The sequence below is a fragment of the Campylobacter sp. US55 genome, assembly GCF_004378955.1.
Classification (GTDB): Bacteria; Campylobacterota; Campylobacteria; order Campylobacterales; family Campylobacteraceae; genus Campylobacter_D; species Campylobacter_D jejuni.
Genome location: NZ_RYYF01000002.1, coordinates 1 through 15,915 on the forward strand (window position 1 = coordinate 1; position 15,915 = coordinate 15,915).

Here is a 15,915-nt window from a genome sequence, read left to right on the forward strand (position 1 = left end):
AATCAGCTATTATTTCTAGTACAGTAAGTGATATAGCTAATAATATCTTAGAAGATGTTAAGAAGAAGAGGTTTTAACCTTAGATAACTAGCTAAAAAGCTAGTTATCTCTAAATTTACTTATTGATTTAAAATTTGATTTTTACTCTTGCATAAATTCTGCCAATTTGAAACACCTTTGATTTCAAGACATTGTTTTAAACTTTCTTTTTCAGCTTGTATATTTTGCATTCTTTCATAAGTTAAAGCTTGGATATATAAAGCTCTTGCTCTATCTTCATCTGAAAGTTTTAATTTAAGCAAATCTGTTAAAACAGCTAAACTTTCTTCATTTTTATTGATTTTAGCCAAAGTATCAAGATACATAAATTCTAAATTAGGACTAAAAAGATTTATACCTTTAAAATTTTGATAGTCAATAGCCTTAGGTGCGTAAGTTAAAATGGTTGTTTGCATATTATGATCATTAGCATAAGAAAGTAAAGCATCATAGGCTTCTACTATACTAAAATTCATTGGAAAACTTTCTAAAATTTGCAAAATTTTAATGGCTTGATTGTAGTCATTTAAACGCAATAAAGATAAAAATTGTAAATAATAAGCCTTAAAATTCTCATCGTCGCTTTTTAAAATTCTAGAATTAGCTATATCTTTAGAAATTTTGATAACCTGAGGATATTGTTTATTGTCAAAAAGAATAGATGCTTTTTGAAGACCATAAAATATAGAATCTTCATTATAATTTTTATCTATATAATCAAGCGCTTGTTCAACATTAGAAGTTCTAATAAGACAAGCTAACATTTGTTTTTTATTCTCAATTTTCTGACCTATATCATAAGCACTAAAACGCATAAAAATATTTGCAGCATTGATACAATTATCAGCTTTTATCGCATTTTTTAAATCATTAATGGCTGCTTTCTCTAAAAATTGAGTGGCATTTGGAATTTTTTTACTTTCTATAAGATCTTTATAAGCTAAAATCGCACTAAAATTTCCCTCTTTATAATAAAGTGCAACATCTTCATCTAAAGCTTTATTTGCAATATTCTCATCTTTATTTGCATATTGCTTCATTAAATCTGTATAACGTTGATGCAAAAAACTTGCATTATTATCGCCTAAAGCAAAAAATACCTCGTCACTTGCTTTTTTAATTTCATCTAAATACTTACCATCTAAATAATCATCCATATATAAATCAAGGTATTTTTTAGCATCACTAGGTCTGTTAGTATGCGATAAAACCAAGGCTAAGTCTTTTAAAGTTTCTTCATAACTCGGATCAAGTTTTGACATTTTAGCAAAGGCATCTTCATAAATACTTGCACTTATATCAAATTGTCCTTTTTGATTAAATAATTTAGCAAGCTCTAAAGATCTTGGAATATCTTTTCCAAAATATTCAGGATTGGCTTTTAAAATGGTATTAATATATTCTATAGCTTTATTTACCTGCTCATTTGAAAGCAAATTCTTTGCCAAACTCATAGCTGCTCTTGCAGCTAAATCTAAATTTTTTGTATTAAAATAAGTATTTTCATAAATATTTACAGCTTTTTCTTTTTCATTTAAATTATAAATATAGTCTGCATAATCAAGCCTAGATAACTGAGTAAAATAATTATTGGGTTGTTCATTATCCAAAATCGACATTGTATACTCTACATCAGCACGCTGAGCTAAAGCGATATAAGTTCTTAACATTATATGTAAAACTTCTGAAAAATTTTTATCACTTGTAAAAGTACGCGTCCAATTTTTAGCATCATCAATCATCTTTTCTAAAATTTGTTGATCACGCATACTTGGATCTTGGGTGTAAAGTTTATTTTGAGCTCTTAATTTATATAGTATAAATTCACTAGTAAAAATACTGCCACGATATCTATTGATAGCATTTTGTGCATCAATCACCACTTGATTGTAATTAGCCTTATCATATTCTTTTTTAATGCGTAAATAAGTATTGATATCTGCACTTTGAGGGATGACAACAGGATCAGAATTTAAATCCAAAGCTCCAACATAAGGCAAGCTCTCATGTGGAAAATTGATATTAAAATCAAGTCCATCATAGTCTTTAACGCGTGCTAGTTCTGGTGTAAAAATAAAAGTAAAAGCTTTGCTTTTATACGAACTTGATGAACTAAGTTCTTTATCTATATAAATATTTTGAGAAGTGTCAAACATTCTTGCTTGTATTTTTGGCAAAATGATCATTTTAATTTTTTGAGCTTCTTGTATAAATTTTAAATCAAAAGCAGAAAAACTCTGATCTTTTAATTTATTATCAACCATACCTGCAATATCACATTCAAAATGAACTTTTGCTTCGGTAATAAATTTTTGACATGTAAATTCTAAATCATTACTCGCATGTAAAACTGCAAAAGCTTGATTATTTTCACGACCCGTGTTTAAAACAAGCTCAAAAGCAAAAGCATTTAAAAAACTTAATAAAATTAAAAATAATATTCTCATAAAATAATTATAGCAAAACTCTTATAACATTAACAATATAGCAAAAGTGCTTACACAAACACAAAAAGCTAAAATAAAATTTTGTATAAAACTAAACTTAATACTATGAACCCTATCATTTCTCATAAATAAAGCATGAATTAAAATTTTTAAATACGCATAAAGCATAATAACAGAAGATAAAGCCACAAAAAGCGCCAAATACCAATATCCATTTAAAATTGCTGTATTTAAAATCATAAATTTACCCCAAAATACTCCAAAAGGCGGGATACCTGCTAAAGAAAGCACACTAATGCTCAAACAAAAAGCAATTAAAGGTTTTTTAACCAAAAGCCCATTTAAACTCTCATAAGAATTATTCTCATAATTGCTTAAAATCATAAATACAGCATAATTTGCAAAAGCAAATAAAGTCCAATATCCAAAAATAGCAAGCAAAATTCCATCAAAATTTTGTTCTTTTAATAAAGGAATGCAAGCTACCAAAACCAAAGAAGAATGTACTACAGAACTATAAGCGAACATTTTTTTGATATTGTTTTGACTTAGAGCCGCAAAAGCGCCTATAAACATAGAAAAAATCGCTAGAACTATTATGATATATTCAAAACCTGTATTATTTAAAAAATCAAACAAACGAATAACCACAACCAACATGGCAACTTTTGGCACAACTGAAATAAAAGCAACCAAATTTGTATGTGCTGCATAATACACATCTTTAAGCCAAAAATGAAAAGGCGCCAAAGAAAGCTTGATTGCACAAAGAACAAAAATCATCACTCCAGCACCCAAAAGCATGGGATCTTTTTGAAACTCATTTTTTAACGCTAAATTAGCAGATAAATCTAAAGTTCCTGTTTTTAAATAAATAAAAGCTACAGCCATAACAAAAAACCCAGCTCCTACAGCCGCTACACTAAAGTATTTTATCGCACTTGAAATAGCATTATCACTTCCACGCATTGCTATTAAAGTATAAAGTGCCAAAGAAGAACTTTCAAGTCCTATAAAAATAAGTACTAAATTTGAGCTTGAAACCATCAACAGCAAAGATGCAATCATAAATAAAAATAAAGCATAAAATTCACCTTGATTTTCTTCTTTTTGCATAAAAAGATATAAAAATGAAAAACACAAAATCACCAAAGAAGCATAAAATGAAACAATATCATTATTTAAAGTGGCCAAAAAAGCTTTTGCTTCTAAACCTTGAGCATTTGCATTATTCAAAATCAAAAAAACACTTACAATTAAAGATAAAGAACTTATACCGATATAAAACGATCGATGAAATTTCCAAAAACCAGAGCAAAGCAAAAGAACTATTGCAGTTATAATTAAAAATAAAAATGGATAAGATAAGCTTATATTTAAAAGTTCTAAATTTAAAAAATTATTTAACATTTGCCTCTCCTATTTTGGATAAAAAATCTAAAGTATTTTGCTCAACAGCTCTAATATTCATTGTTTTTATAAGATTATCCACATCTTTTTGTATCGGCTTTAAAAGTATATTTGGCATAAGCCCTAGTCCAAAAATCATTACTACAATACACACAAGAGCTACTATTTCTCTAAAACGTAAAGAAAAACTCTCTATAAAGCTTTGTTTTTGTATGAAAAATATTTTTCTAAATACTGCGAACATATAAATCGCTCCTAAAATAATCACCAAACCTGCCAACAAAGCATAAAGCAAATTAATCTTTGCTATACCTAAAAGAATTAAAAACTCTCCCACAAAAGAAACAGTTAAAGGCAAAGAAACGCTTGCGAGTAAAATTAACATAAAGAAAATTGAAAATAAAGGTGCTTTTTTAGCCAAAGAATGATAAAAAGAAATATCATAAGTATGATATCTTTGATATAAAAGTTCAACCATTAAAAATAAAGCTCCCGTTACAATACCATGTGCAAACATATAAAAAACCGCACCGCTAATACCCAAAGCATTTAAAGAAAAAATTCCCAAAATCATCACACCAAGATGTGAAATAGAACTATAAGCGATCAATTCTTTAATATTTTCTGCCCTATAAGCAATTAAAGCATTATAAACGATACTCACTATACATAAAGCTACAATTAAAGGCATAAAATACACACTCGCATCTGGAAAAAGCGGTAAACAAAAAAGCAAAAATCCAAAAGGAGCCATTTTAAAAACTACAAGCATTACAGAAACAAGAACAGGCGAATTTGCATAAACCTTAGGTGCCCAAGTATGAAGTGGAAATAAAGGAGCTTTGATAGCAAAAGCGATAAAAAATGCTCCAAAAAGTAAAAGTTGCTCTATAAAATTTACCGCCGAGGCATTATTTTTCCAAATTTCTAAGTCAAAAGTGAAGATGTTTAAAAGTTGATAATTTAAATAAGCTTGATAAATCAATGCCACAAGCATTAAAATTGAACCCGCAAAAGCATAGATAAAAAATTTCACCCCTGCTCTAAAATCTTTACCATAAACTCCCATAATATAAAGCAAAGGCAAAAGAGAAAATTCCCAAAAAACATAAAATAACAAACCATCTTTTGCACTAAAAAGTCCCATAATAGCAAATTCTAAAAAGAATATACAAGATACAAGTGCTTTTTGTTCCAGCTTTAAAAATAAAAAGCTTAAAAATATCATCAAAGAACTTAAAAGCATCAATATAAGTGCGATACTGTCTACTCCTACGTGAAAGCTAAAAAATTTCAAAATTTTAAAAGAGAGATTATAATCAAAGCTTACCCCTTGTAAAAAATCCGCAAAAATATCCAAATTTAAAGCCAAAATCATAAAACTTACAACAACGCTAAAAACCTTAACACCCCCACGATTTAAAAGCAAAACCACAAAAGCAGAAATTAAAGGAAAAAATATCAAATAATTTAGCATTTTACACCATCCATACCAAAATCAACAAAATCACAAAAGCTGCCACCAAAAATCTAAGCATTAAGTTTAAGCTATTTGGCATAATCATTTTTTGTGAAATATTTTGAGAATACAAAGCAATTTTTTCAACTATTCTATCAAAAATATAAAGATCACAATGCTTTAAAATCGCACATAAACTTTCATATTTTGAAACGATAAATTGATGATAGAATTGAGGAATAAAATAATCATTACTTAAAAGTTTGTGAATTTTATTTTCTTCAATACTTTCTTTAAACCAAGAATTTTTATAAGCAAAAATAGCCAAAATTACACCCAAAATAGCTGCTACACTCGCACAAATCATTACAATTTGATTTTGTGCATCAATAAAAACTAATTTTGTGCTTAAATATTCAAAAAAACTATGTTCAAAAAATCCTGCAATAATAGCTAAAACCATCAAAGGACTCATAGCCAAAAGTGCGATTTTGCTTGCTTCATGTGGATGTTCATTGTGTCTTACAGGGGTAAAAAATACCAACATTAAAAGTCTAAAGCTATAAAATGCTGTTAAAAAAGCTGCGATTAAGAGCACTAAAAAAATACCATGGTGAAAAGAAATAAAAGAATATCCTAAAATCAAATCTTTAGAGAAAAATCCTGCAAAAGGATAAATTCCTGCTAAAGCTAAAGATCCTATACACATCAAAATAGCTGTAAATTTTAAAGGTTTAAAAAGTCCACCCATTTTTTTAATGTCTAATTTATCATTCATAGCATGCATTACATTTCCAGCACCTAAAAAAAGTAAAGATTTAAAAAAAGCATGTGTAGCTAAGTGAAATAAAGCTATACCATAAGCCCCAAGTCCTGCAGCCACAAACATATATCCAAGTTGCGATAAGGTAGAATAAGCAATAATGCGTTTTAAATCCCTAGCCACCAAAGCCATAGAGGCTGCAAAAATCGCTACAAAAGCTCCAAGTAAGGCAATAATATAAGAAACCTCAGGAACTAAATCATAAAGCGTGCTCGCACGAATTACCAAATAAACCCCCGCTGTTACCATGGTTGCTGCATGGATTAATGCAGAAACAGGAGTTGGCCCTGCCATAGCATCAGCAAGCCAAGTGTGAAAAGGAAATTGTGCAGATTTTCCCATAGCCCCTATAAATAAACAAGTTGCGATTAAGATCAAAGCGTTGTGATCTAGGCTTTGTGCCATGGAAAAAACTTCATCATATTTTAAAGTTCCTGCTTGTAAATAAAGCCAAAAAATTCCCAAAAGCATACCCAAATCCGCAATACGATTCATAATAAAAGCTTCATTAGCCGCAAAAGAATAAGTATCATTTTTATACCAAAAACCTATGAGCAACCAAGAGCAAAGCCCAACACCTTCCCAACCTACAAAAAGTCCTAAAAAATTATCACTCATGACTAAAAAAAGCATAGAAAAGACAAAAAGCCCCAAATAAGCAAAAAATTTATTAAAACCTTCATCATGAGCCATATAAAAAATACTATAAAAATGCACACAAGTAGCTACAATACCTACAACACTCATCATAGTAAGCGAAATGGCATCTATATCAAAGCCAAAATTTACTCCAGCAAACCATTCAAACAAACTCACATTAAAAGCTTCATTGCAAAAAAGCAAATACAAAGAACAAAAAGCACTTAAAGCTACTAAAAGTGAACAAATTATCCCTACAAATTGTTTTTTCTCACTCAAAGCAAAACAGCTTGCAAACAAAAAAGCTACAAAAGGACTAAAAAGAGAAATCAAAGCTAAATTTTGCATACTAAGCCTCCACTTCTTTTAAGCTTTTTAATTCCAAAGTGCCTTTTCTTCTATACCAAAGCACACACAAAGCTACGCCAACAGCTACTTCACAAGCGGCTACACCCATGATAAAAAGCGCAAAAACCTGTCCATTTAAATCATTGTGCATTTTAGAAGCTGCTACTAAGGCTAAATTAGCACTATTTAATAAAATTTCACTCGAAATAAAAAGCATAATGAGATTTTGTCTTTTTAAAATCCCTACAAGCCCTATGACAAACATTAAAATAGCAACGAAAAAATACTTTTCTATCATTGTTTTTCCTTTGTAAGCTCTTTATGAGTAAGAGTGATAGCACAAACTAAAGCGATCAAAAGCAAAATAGCTATAAACTCAAAAGCTAAAAGATATTTTGAAAAAATCGCTAAAGCCAGTTGTTTATTGAAATCAAACAAAGCAGGATCATTTAAAGGTAAATCCGTGCTGATATTTTGGTATTTAAAACCTATAAGCATGGCCAAAAGTAAAATTGCACTTAAAACCACCAAAGTAAAAAAACTTTTTTTAGCTTTAAGTTGTTCTTTAAATTCTTTAGAAGCATCAAAAAACATCATCGCAAAACTATAAAGTCCAAGCACAGCTCCACTATAAACAATAATTTGTATCACACCTAAAAACTCTGCATCAAGTAAAAAATAAAATCCCGATAAAAACACCATTCCGCCCGCTAAAGCCGAAAGAGAATAAAGCATATTTTTACTTAAAACCGCAATGCCAAAAAAGCCTAAAACCACTACACTAAAAAATACAAAAGCCAAATTTTCTATCATTTATTTTCTCCTTGCTCTTGTGTATTTTGATTTTCTAAGGCTCTTTCAATCATCACATCGTAATAATTTGGTGTTTTTACCACCAGTAAATCAGCATCTTTTCTAAGGCTTCCTGCTCCTTCAAATTCAACTTGATTTTTAAGCTTATCAATAGGAGTTAAAAAATCTTGCTTGTAACCAAAATAAGACCTTTGCTCGGCCGCATTTTCATACTCTGTGCCATGTACTATAGCAAGTTCAGGACAAACCTCAGCACAAAAACCACAATAAATACAACGCCCTAAATTAATACTATAATTTCCTACTTTTTTACGCCCATTTTCATCTAAAGAAGTTTCCATTCTGATACAATTACTAATGCAAATTTTTTCGCAAAGCCCACAACCTATACATCTTTCATTTTCGCTTTCTATAAAACGCATCAAACGATGAACAGCACGGTAACGATTATCAAGCTTTACCTTTTCAAAAGGATATTTAATCGTAGCGCTATTATTTCTCTTAAGTAATTCTCTCATCATCACAAAAAGTCCTACAAAAAGCTCTAGTTTAACGCTTCTACGCAAAGCTTGTGAAATTTTTTCCCAAGTACTAACAGGAGTTTTTCTTTTCTCATCTACTAAATAATAATTTTTCATATCAAACTCCTATAAAAGAACTGCCAAAGCAGTGATTAAAAGGTTTAAAACCGCTAAAGGGATTAAGATTAAATAGCACATTTTCATCACTTGATCTGGACGCAATTGCGGAAAAGCAGCTCTTGCCCAAAAATACCAAAAGAAAATAAAACTTGATTTTACTATCATCATAATCCAACCAGGAATAATCCAAAAGCTATTAAAACCCCCTAAAAACAAAAGAGTTACCAAAATAGCTCCAGCTATCATAGAAGCATATTCACCTATGAAAAACATACCCCATCTTAAACCCGAATACTCCGTTCCATAACCCGCTACAATTTCAGCATCATTTTCCGTCAAACAAAGCGGAGTTCTATTAGTCTCTATAAATAAAGCAATTATAAAAAGCACAAAAGCCAAGGGCTGTTTAAAAATAAGCCAAGAAAAAAATCCATCGCTTTGATAATTGTTAATATCCACCAAAGAAAAAGAACCTACAAGCATTACAATAGCAATCAAAGCTAAAGCTCCTACGCTTTCATAGGAAATAATTGCTACAAGCCCTCTTGCAGCCCCTAAAATCGACCATTTATTATTACTTGCAAGTCCACCCAAAAACACCGCATAAAAGCAAAGTCCTGAAGTACCAATGACAAAAAGCAAAGCTACATTAATATCTGCCACTATAGGCTGAATCACCCTTCCAAATAAAGTAAATTCAGGTAGCATAGGAATAGCTGCTAAAGAAACAAAAGCACAAATAGCAGAAATTAAAGGTGCTATAGCAAAAATAAATTTTTGCGAATTTGAAGGGATTATATCTTCTTTAGTAAAAAGTTTTATCATATCAGCTACAAGTTGAATAAGCCCAAAAGGCCCTACCATATCAGGCCCTATACGTCTTTGAAAATAAGCTAAAACCTTTCTTTCAGCATAAGTTGCAAGACCTGCTAAACTCGCAAATATTGCAATGATAATAATACATTTAATTAAAGCCTCTAAAGCAAAAAAAGCAAAATCACTCATGGTTTGCTCCTAATTTTTCTAAATTCGCCACAACAAATCTTTCATCAAAAAAGCTTAGCGTATCAAGTTTTTCATCGAAATACGGCAAGAAAGCTCCATTTTTTATATCCTTATCCACACGCACGCTAAGGCTTAATTCTTTATCTTTTATTTTAAGTTTTACAAGATCTTTATCTTTTAAATTTTTCTCTTTAGCTAAATTTTCACTTACACCTAAAAAAATCACCTCATTAATCGCACTAGCACGATTTGAAAATCTACCAAATTGATAGCTAGGATTAGCACTATAAAGCAAAATTTCATCTTCTTTTGGGTTTAAATTTTCAAAATTTGGAGAGATGAATTCTTTTTTAGCAACTTGTTTAAAACATTCTAAATTAAGCTCATATCCCCTTTTACAATCACCTGCATTGGTATAAAAATTATCTAAATGATCAAAATCAATCGGAGAAAAACCTTTATTTATAGGGAGTCTCTTAGTATAATTTATAGTATATTCCTCATCAAAACCTAAAGCATTAGCCAAATCATTTAAAAAATATCCCTTAAATTCTAAAGCAGCGTTAGTTGGCACCACTCTTTTATCATAATTTAAAAAAGTTCCTTCTTGCTGATTTAAACTCGCACTAGCTAAATTTGCATGCTCTTCATAAGAAAAACTAAAATCACCTTTTTCATTGTAGCCTAAAGTCTTGCCTTCTTGTGTATTTTTATCCAAATCACAAATCATAGCCACACCTAAGGTATTAGTATGCGTAGGATTTAAAAAGACTTTAAAAGGAGTAGTATTTTGAATCAAAGCAAGTAATTTAGCAAGTTTTTTCGCATTTTTATGAAAATAAAAATCACTCCCTATAACAAGAGTAAAATTTGCTTTTTTAAGCAATAAATCTTCTAATTTATCTTCATCTATACCTAAATTTTTAGCAAAAACAGAACGTTGCACTTCTATGATTTTTTTCACTTTTTTAGGTATGACTTTTTTTACTTCTTTTTGGATTTCATTGCCTTCTTCATCTTTTTCTATAACTTGTTCTACAACTTCTTCGTTGATACTTTCTTCTATTTCTTTATTTTCACTAACAAAAAACTCTGCTAAATGAGTTTTAATACCTTCATCTTGACTAAATTTTTGAAGTAAAAAATATAAAATTTGCTCTTCATCGCCACTTTTATGAATGTGTGAGATAAAATTTTTGGAATATTTTGCTATACCCACATCTTCCATAGGATGAAAATAAAGCCCTGAGCCTTTATTCATCACTAAGGCATTATTGATTTTATAGCTAAGCGTTGGAGCATCATATCTTAAAAGCGTTCCAGCCACAACCAAAAAATCACTTTTTGTTATATCTTGAGTATTAGCACTATAAAACTCGCCAGAATTAGCGATAAATTCTTGTAAAAATTCTTTAAATTTCAAAGCTTCTTCATTGATCAAAGAAAGATTAAATTTCTTTTTTAAATTTTGTAAAATCAAAGCTTCTTCATTGGTAATAAAACTATTAAATTTAATGTTTTTAATTTCATTTTTCTCAAAAAGTTTCACAAGTTCTTCAAAGGCTTTTTCATCTTTATCCGCCTCATTTTGCGTATCAAAAGCAAATCTTGCAGCCTTATTTAAACTCGCAAAGGCAAAATCATTACTCACACGATAAATTTTTTCTTTTTGATTACTAATGCCGCTTTGCTTAATATCATAATACATCAACTCACAATCGCTTGAATGCGGATTTGAAGCAGGGATTTTTTTAAGTTCCCAAATATTTGAAGTGTATTGAAATTTCGAACCTATCAAAGCTCCTGTTGGACACACACTTGTACATTCTCCACAAAATGAACAATCAAGCGTATCACCATTTGCAGGGCCTATCAAACTTTTTTGAAATTTAGTCCAAATCGCATAAGCATCTTTTCCCATGCTCTCTTTAAAGCTATTATCCACACTATCTCCGCCACGAGGAACAGTCTTTAAAGCACTTTCTCCGATTTTATCCTTACAAACTGTAATGCAACGCTCACATACTATGCAAAGTGCGGGATCGTAATTAATCATTCCCCAATGTTTATGTGGTTTATGTGTGTCTTTAATCCAATGCTTTTGAACATTTACACGGCTTTTATGAGTGAAATTTTGCAATTCACACTCGCCTGATTTATCGCAAACTCCACATTCTAAAGGATGATTGATACAATAAGCTTGCATGATCTCATTTCTTTCATCCCAAAGATTTTGTAAATCACTTTCTACAACCATACCCTCTTTTGCTTTAGTATTACAAGAATATACCTTTTTACCATCAGCTTCAACCATACACATACGACAAGCCAAAGTAGGACTACAGCCTGAAAGATAGCAAATCGCTGGAATAAAAATATCATTTCTTCTTGCTATATTTAAAATATATTCGCCTTCTTCAAAGGCGCAATCTATACCATTAATCTTAACTGTCATTTTGCTTCCTTTATGCGAATTGGAATAAAATCAAAACCATTGTTTTCATAATTTAAAAAAGCTATGGTGCCTTGTAAATTTTCATCTAAACAAAGCTTGGCTTTAAGACTAAAATCTTTAGCCAAAATTTCAACTTCACTTTGATCTTTGCATTTTGCAATTTGTAAAAATTGCTTTGAACAATGTAAATTTTTATCTTGTAAATTTACTCTAAAAAGCACTAAACCGTCATAATTATCTAATTCTTTTAGGGTGTTTAATTTGGCCTTTTTAAAATCGCATTCTTCTTCATCGCTATCTAAAATCTTTAATTCATATTTTACGCTTAAGAAATTCAAAAAATATTTGATATTTTCGCTATCTTTGTAAGAATGGATATTTTTATCTATAATTAAATACTTAGCCTCTTTTAAAAAAGCAAGCACTTCACCTGCTTCTTCCTCTCCAAAACAAGATTCAGCACTTAAATATCCCTCATCTAAATCGCTAAATTGTCCTTCATCGCTTAATTTACAAAGCAAAGCCAAAACAAAACTCAAACTTGCAATTTCACATTTATAAAATTTAGCTTTTAAATTTTTATCTTCCAAACAAGAAATATTAATGCTATTTACACCTATTTTTTCACATAAATTTTTGTTTTTAAGGCTTAGCATATCTAAAAAACAAAGAGCATTATCATAAATCATACTCTCTCCTTTTTTATAACAATAGTCCAATCTACTTGATTAAATTTCAAAGAATTTAAAAGCTCACAGCCTTGTTCTTTTATAAAAGAAAAACTTTTTTCAACAGGAGAAAAATCGCCGATTTCAAAAAGCACCACTAAAACCTCGCCTTGTTTTGCTTCTTTTATGATTTGTGCTAAATCTTCAAAAAGTTCTTTGCTTTTTCTTAAATCTACTCTTCTCATCGATCTATCTCACCTAAAACTATATTTACATTACCCATAATGGCTACAACATCAGCTAAATAAGTACCTACAAGCATTTCTTCAAAAAACGCACAATGCCAATAACTAGGTGTTCTAGCCTTTAAACGATAAGGTCTTCCTGTGCCATCACTATGGATAAAAAAGCCAAGCTCACCTTTTGGACTTTCAGTAGGCACATAAACTTCGCCTTTAGGAGGTTTTAAGCCTTGAGTGATTAAAACAAAATGCTGCATTAAAGAATAATTCTGCGTTAAAATTTGTTCCTTTGAAGCACTTACATACTCAGGATGCGTAGCTAAAATTTCAGGCGGAGTATCTTTATAAAGCGTGGCACATTGTCTAAGGATTTTCAAACTTTCACGAAATTCTTGCATATAAACTTTATATCTTGCATAAGAATCCCCTTGTGTAGCATAAGGCACACCAAATTCAACTTCATTATAAAGCAAATAAGGCTCTTCTTTGCGTATATCGTATTTTATACCGCTTCCCCTTAACATCACACCCGTACAACCCCAATTTAAGGCTTGTTCTTTAGTAACCACACCTACATTTTCAGTTCTTAAACGCCAAATTCTATTATCATCTAAAAGATCTTCATAATCTTTTAAATCATTTGGAAATTTATCGCAAAATGCAAGCATTTCTTCTAAATAATTCTCAGGTAAATCAAGCATAACCCCGCCTATTCTCATAGAAGAATGCGTAAGTCTTGCACCGCAATACTTTTCTATCAAATCCAAAACATATTCTCGTTCTCTAAAGCAGTATAAAAACACACTCATCGCACCAATATCAAGTGCATGAGTGGCAAGCCAAAGCAAATGTGATGCGATACGGTTTAATTCTAAAAGTATCATGCGTATGACTGCTGCACGACGTGGAATTTCTAAACCACAAAGTTTTTCGACCGCCGCACAATAAGCATAATTATTTGCTGAAGCAGCGATATAGTCCATTCTATCAGTAGTAGGAATAAATTCTTGATAAATCATATTTTCAGCCATTTTTTCCATACCACGATGCATATAACCTATACAAGGACGCGCTTTTACAACTTGCTCTCCATCAAGTTCTAAAATAAGACGTAAATTTCCATGTGCTGAAGGGTGTTGAGGGCCTAAATTGATAATCATTTTTGAGTCTTCTTGCTCAAAAGCTATATTTTCATAATAAGGTTTTAACTTGCTAGGAATTTGCATTTTAACGCCTTTTCTCTAAAATTTTTGCTTCATCGCGTTTTACTTTTTTTACAAAAGCCACGCCTTCATCTTCTTGATATTCTTGTTTAAAGGAAATTTCCTTCTTTTGACCACCTTTTGGCACTTCATGATAAAGTCTTGCAAAATTTAGCGTATCTTTATCATCAACAAAACCAGAATCTCTTTGTTCTTCGCCCACTACTTCGCGGTATTCTTTGCCAAAAATTTTATCAATCTCATACCATCTTGCAAACTCATCGCCCTTTAAAGGATAAGTTTTTAAAAGCGGATGTCCAAACCAATCATCAGGCATTAAAATGCGTTTTAAATTGGGATGATTTATGATGAAAATTCCAAACATATCATAAATTTCTCTCTCACTCCAATTTGCTCCTTTAAAAACATAAGCCACGCTTTGCAAACGCTCTTTTACGCCTACAAAAGTTTTTATTCTCACTCTTAATTTTTTTTCTAAATTTAAAAGCTGATAAAACACTTCAAAACCATTTTTATCTGCTATAAAATCAATAGCACTTGCTTCTGTAAAACTTAAATAACCTAAAGTTTTAAGCATTTGCAAGGTTTTAACGTTGTCTTCTTTTTTGATTTCTATTACCCAAAAATCAAGCTCTACAAAGGAATTTAAAATTTCTACTTGAGTTTTTAAAACTTCAAAATCATCTTTAAAAACACTTTCATTAACATCAGATTTTACAGTGTGTGGTGCGTGATAAAATCTATCTTTGTAGTAATTTTGAGTTTGAGCATTTTTTTTATCGCTATACTTTCTCATCATATCAACCTTTTAGGTGCGATCTTGCGACTTGCTTTTTCTTTGCGAATCTTTTTTTGCAAAATCATCAAAGCAAACTGAAAACTTTCTGGGCGTGGAGCACAGCCTGGCACATAAATATCTACAGGTATGATTCTATCCACTCCTTGAACAGTAGAATAAGTATTAAACATACCGCCTGTATTAGCACAACTTCCCATAGAAATCACCCATTTAGGATCAGGCATTTGATCATAAAGTCTTCTTGTAAATTCAGCGTGCTTTTTACATAAAGTTCCTGCGATAATCATCACTTCACTATGGCGTGGTGAAGCTCTAAAAATCGTTCCAAATCTATCAAAATCATATCTTGAACCCCCAGCCGCCATCATCTCAATCGCACAACAGGCAAGTCCATAAGATAAAGCCCATAAAGAATTACTCCTACCCCATTGAACTAGTTTATCAACGCTAGTTAAAACTACGGGCAAACCACTTGCATAATTTACTTGATGCTCTGCCATGCAAACGCTCCTTTTTTATAAGCATATAAAAATCCAACTCCTAAAAGTACGATAAAAACAAAAACTTCTAAAAGTCCAAACCAACCTAAATCTTTAAAAATCAAAGCCCAAGGAAATAAAAACACAACTTCTATATCCAAAAGTATGAAGATTAAGGCGATGATGAAAAATTGAGAGTTAATCTTGTTAGCTTGTTTAACAGGAATAGGACCGCATTCATAAATTCCAAGTCCTAATTTTTTGCGATTTTTTGCGGCAAAATTATTACCGATTTTTGAAGCTAAAAAAACCAGTCCAAAAAAAATAACACTAGCAAGTACTAGCATTAAAAAAATACCAAAATAAGGATGCGAAGCATCTATATGAGACATTTATTCTCCTTTTTTAAAGCACTTTAATCACTC

15 protein-coding genes are annotated in these 15,915 nt (G+C 30.8%); all 15 read right to left on the reverse strand.

All coding sequences use genetic code 11. The features are described from left to right. Window positions 1-119: 119 nt before the first annotated feature. Genes ELQ07_RS01620 through ELQ07_RS01690 form a run of 15 tightly spaced genes read right to left on the reverse strand, consistent with a single transcriptional unit; the run spans window position 120 to window position 15,882 of the window. Entirely contained in the window at window positions 120-2,486 is a 2,367-nt protein-coding gene (locus tag ELQ07_RS01620) for a flagellar protein (protein WP_134224642.1), read from the reverse strand. A 21-nt stretch (window positions 2,487-2,507) separates the two neighbouring features. After that, complete coding sequence (locus tag ELQ07_RS01625) at window positions 2,508-3,896, reverse strand: NADH-quinone oxidoreductase subunit N (protein ID WP_070316543.1); 1,389 nt, start codon at window positions 3,894-3,896, stop codon at window positions 2,508-2,510. Continuing rightward, on the reverse strand, window positions 3,886-5,373 hold the full coding sequence (locus ELQ07_RS01630; protein WP_057034800.1) for an NADH-quinone oxidoreductase subunit M: 1,488 nt from the start codon (window positions 5,371-5,373) through the stop codon (window positions 3,886-3,888). The genes ELQ07_RS01625 and ELQ07_RS01630 overlap by 11 nt, the downstream gene beginning before the upstream one ends. 1 nt (window position 5,374) lies before the next feature. Next, complete coding sequence (nuoL, locus tag ELQ07_RS01635; protein ID WP_057034799.1) at window positions 5,375-7,165, reverse strand: NADH-quinone oxidoreductase subunit L; 1,791 nt, start codon at window positions 7,163-7,165, stop codon at window positions 5,375-5,377. 1 nt (window position 7,166) lies between these two features. Beyond that, window positions 7,167-7,463, reverse strand: coding sequence for an NADH-quinone oxidoreductase subunit NuoK (gene nuoK / locus ELQ07_RS01640; RefSeq protein ID WP_002851490.1), 297 nt, complete (start codon window positions 7,461-7,463; stop codon window positions 7,167-7,169). Then, on the reverse strand, window positions 7,460-7,978 hold the full coding sequence (locus ELQ07_RS01645; RefSeq protein WP_002856161.1) for an NADH-quinone oxidoreductase subunit J: 519 nt from the start codon (window positions 7,976-7,978) through the stop codon (window positions 7,460-7,462). Before ELQ07_RS01645 ends, nuoK begins: the two co-directional genes overlap by 4 nt. Next, window positions 7,975-8,616 (reverse strand): NADH-quinone oxidoreductase subunit NuoI, encoded by a 642-nt coding sequence (gene nuoI / locus ELQ07_RS01650; protein WP_002873772.1) that lies wholly within the window; start codon window positions 8,614-8,616, stop codon window positions 7,975-7,977. Before nuoI ends, ELQ07_RS01645 begins: the two co-directional genes overlap by 4 nt. Before the next feature lie 9 nt (window positions 8,617-8,625). After that, the gene (gene nuoH / locus ELQ07_RS01655) at window positions 8,626-9,624 is read right to left on the reverse strand and encodes an NADH-quinone oxidoreductase subunit NuoH (protein WP_002866861.1); all 999 of its coding nucleotides are present in this window, start codon (window positions 9,622-9,624) and stop codon (window positions 8,626-8,628) included. Further along, on the reverse strand, window positions 9,617-12,079 hold the full coding sequence (locus ELQ07_RS01660; RefSeq protein WP_070300787.1) for an NADH-quinone oxidoreductase subunit G: 2,463 nt from the start codon (window positions 12,077-12,079) through the stop codon (window positions 9,617-9,619). Before ELQ07_RS01660 ends, nuoH begins: the two co-directional genes overlap by 8 nt. Continuing rightward, complete coding sequence (locus ELQ07_RS01665; RefSeq protein WP_057042639.1) at window positions 12,076-12,768, reverse strand: hypothetical protein; 693 nt, start codon at window positions 12,766-12,768, stop codon at window positions 12,076-12,078. Before ELQ07_RS01665 ends, ELQ07_RS01660 begins: the two co-directional genes overlap by 4 nt. Then, window positions 12,765-12,992, reverse strand: a complete 228-nt coding sequence (locus tag ELQ07_RS01670) for an NADH-ubiquinone oxidoreductase subunit E family protein (protein ID WP_052834354.1) — start codon at window positions 12,990-12,992, stop codon at window positions 12,765-12,767. The genes ELQ07_RS01665 and ELQ07_RS01670 overlap by 4 nt, the downstream gene beginning before the upstream one ends. Continuing rightward, window positions 12,989-14,215, reverse strand: coding sequence for an NADH dehydrogenase (quinone) subunit D (nuoD, locus tag ELQ07_RS01675; protein ID WP_002862216.1), 1,227 nt, complete (start codon window positions 14,213-14,215; stop codon window positions 12,989-12,991). Before nuoD ends, ELQ07_RS01670 begins: the two co-directional genes overlap by 4 nt. Window position 14,216: 1 nt before the next feature. Then, window positions 14,217-15,011, reverse strand: coding sequence for an NADH-quinone oxidoreductase subunit C (locus ELQ07_RS01680; RefSeq protein ID WP_134224643.1), 795 nt, complete (start codon window positions 15,009-15,011; stop codon window positions 14,217-14,219). Next, entirely contained in the window at window positions 15,008-15,511 is a 504-nt protein-coding gene (locus tag ELQ07_RS01685; RefSeq protein WP_002851253.1) for an NADH-quinone oxidoreductase subunit B, read from the reverse strand. Before ELQ07_RS01685 ends, ELQ07_RS01680 begins: the two co-directional genes overlap by 4 nt. Beyond that, window positions 15,493-15,882 carry an NAD(P)H-quinone oxidoreductase subunit 3 gene (locus ELQ07_RS01690; protein WP_002824972.1) on the reverse strand — a complete coding sequence of 130 codons (390 nt, stop codon included), beginning with the start codon at window positions 15,880-15,882 and terminating at the stop codon, window positions 15,493-15,495. Before ELQ07_RS01690 ends, ELQ07_RS01685 begins: the two co-directional genes overlap by 19 nt. Window positions 15,883-15,915 lie beyond the last annotated feature (33 nt).

Excerpts from the sequence above, each read along its gene's own strand:
- ELQ07_RS01620 (WP_134224642.1), bottom strand. The coding sequence starts at position 2,486 with ATGAGAATATTATTTTTAATTTTATTAAGTTTTTTAAATGCTTTTGCT.
- ELQ07_RS01625 (WP_070316543.1), bottom strand. The coding sequence starts at position 3,896 with ATGTTAAATAATTTTTTAAATTTAGAACTTTTAAATATAAGCTTATCT.
- ELQ07_RS01630 (WP_057034800.1), bottom strand. The coding sequence starts at position 5,373 with ATGCTAAATTATTTGATATTTTTTCCTTTAATTTCTGCTTTTGTGGTT.
- nuoL (WP_057034799.1), bottom strand. The coding sequence starts at position 7,165 with ATGCAAAATTTAGCTTTGATTTCTCTTTTTAGTCCTTTTGTAGCTTTT.
- nuoK (WP_002851490.1), bottom strand. The coding sequence starts at position 7,463 with ATGATAGAAAAGTATTTTTTCGTTGCTATTTTAATGTTTGTCATAGGG.
- ELQ07_RS01645 (WP_002856161.1), bottom strand. The coding sequence starts at position 7,978 with ATGATAGAAAATTTGGCTTTTGTATTTTTTAGTGTAGTGGTTTTAGGC.
- nuoI (WP_002873772.1), bottom strand. The coding sequence starts at position 8,616 with ATGAAAAATTATTATTTAGTAGATGAGAAAAGAAAAACTCCTGTTAGT.
- nuoH (WP_002866861.1), bottom strand. The coding sequence starts at position 9,624 with ATGAGTGATTTTGCTTTTTTTGCTTTAGAGGCTTTAATTAAATGTATT.
- ELQ07_RS01660 (WP_070300787.1), bottom strand. The coding sequence starts at position 12,079 with ATGACAGTTAAGATTAATGGTATAGATTGCGCCTTTGAAGAAGGCGAA.
- ELQ07_RS01665 (WP_057042639.1), bottom strand. The coding sequence starts at position 12,768 with ATGATTTATGATAATGCTCTTTGTTTTTTAGATATGCTAAGCCTTAAA.
- ELQ07_RS01670 (WP_052834354.1), bottom strand. The coding sequence starts at position 12,992 with ATGAGAAGAGTAGATTTAAGAAAAAGCAAAGAACTTTTTGAAGATTTA.
- nuoD (WP_002862216.1), bottom strand. The coding sequence starts at position 14,215 with ATGCAAATTCCTAGCAAGTTAAAACCTTATTATGAAAATATAGCTTTT.
- ELQ07_RS01680 (WP_134224643.1), bottom strand. The coding sequence starts at position 15,011 with ATGATGAGAAAGTATAGCGATAAAAAAAATGCTCAAACTCAAAATTAC.
- ELQ07_RS01685 (WP_002851253.1), bottom strand. The coding sequence starts at position 15,511 with ATGGCAGAGCATCAAGTAAATTATGCAAGTGGTTTGCCCGTAGTTTTA.
- ELQ07_RS01690 (WP_002824972.1), bottom strand. The coding sequence starts at position 15,882 with ATGTCTCATATAGATGCTTCGCATCCTTATTTTGGTATTTTTTTAATG.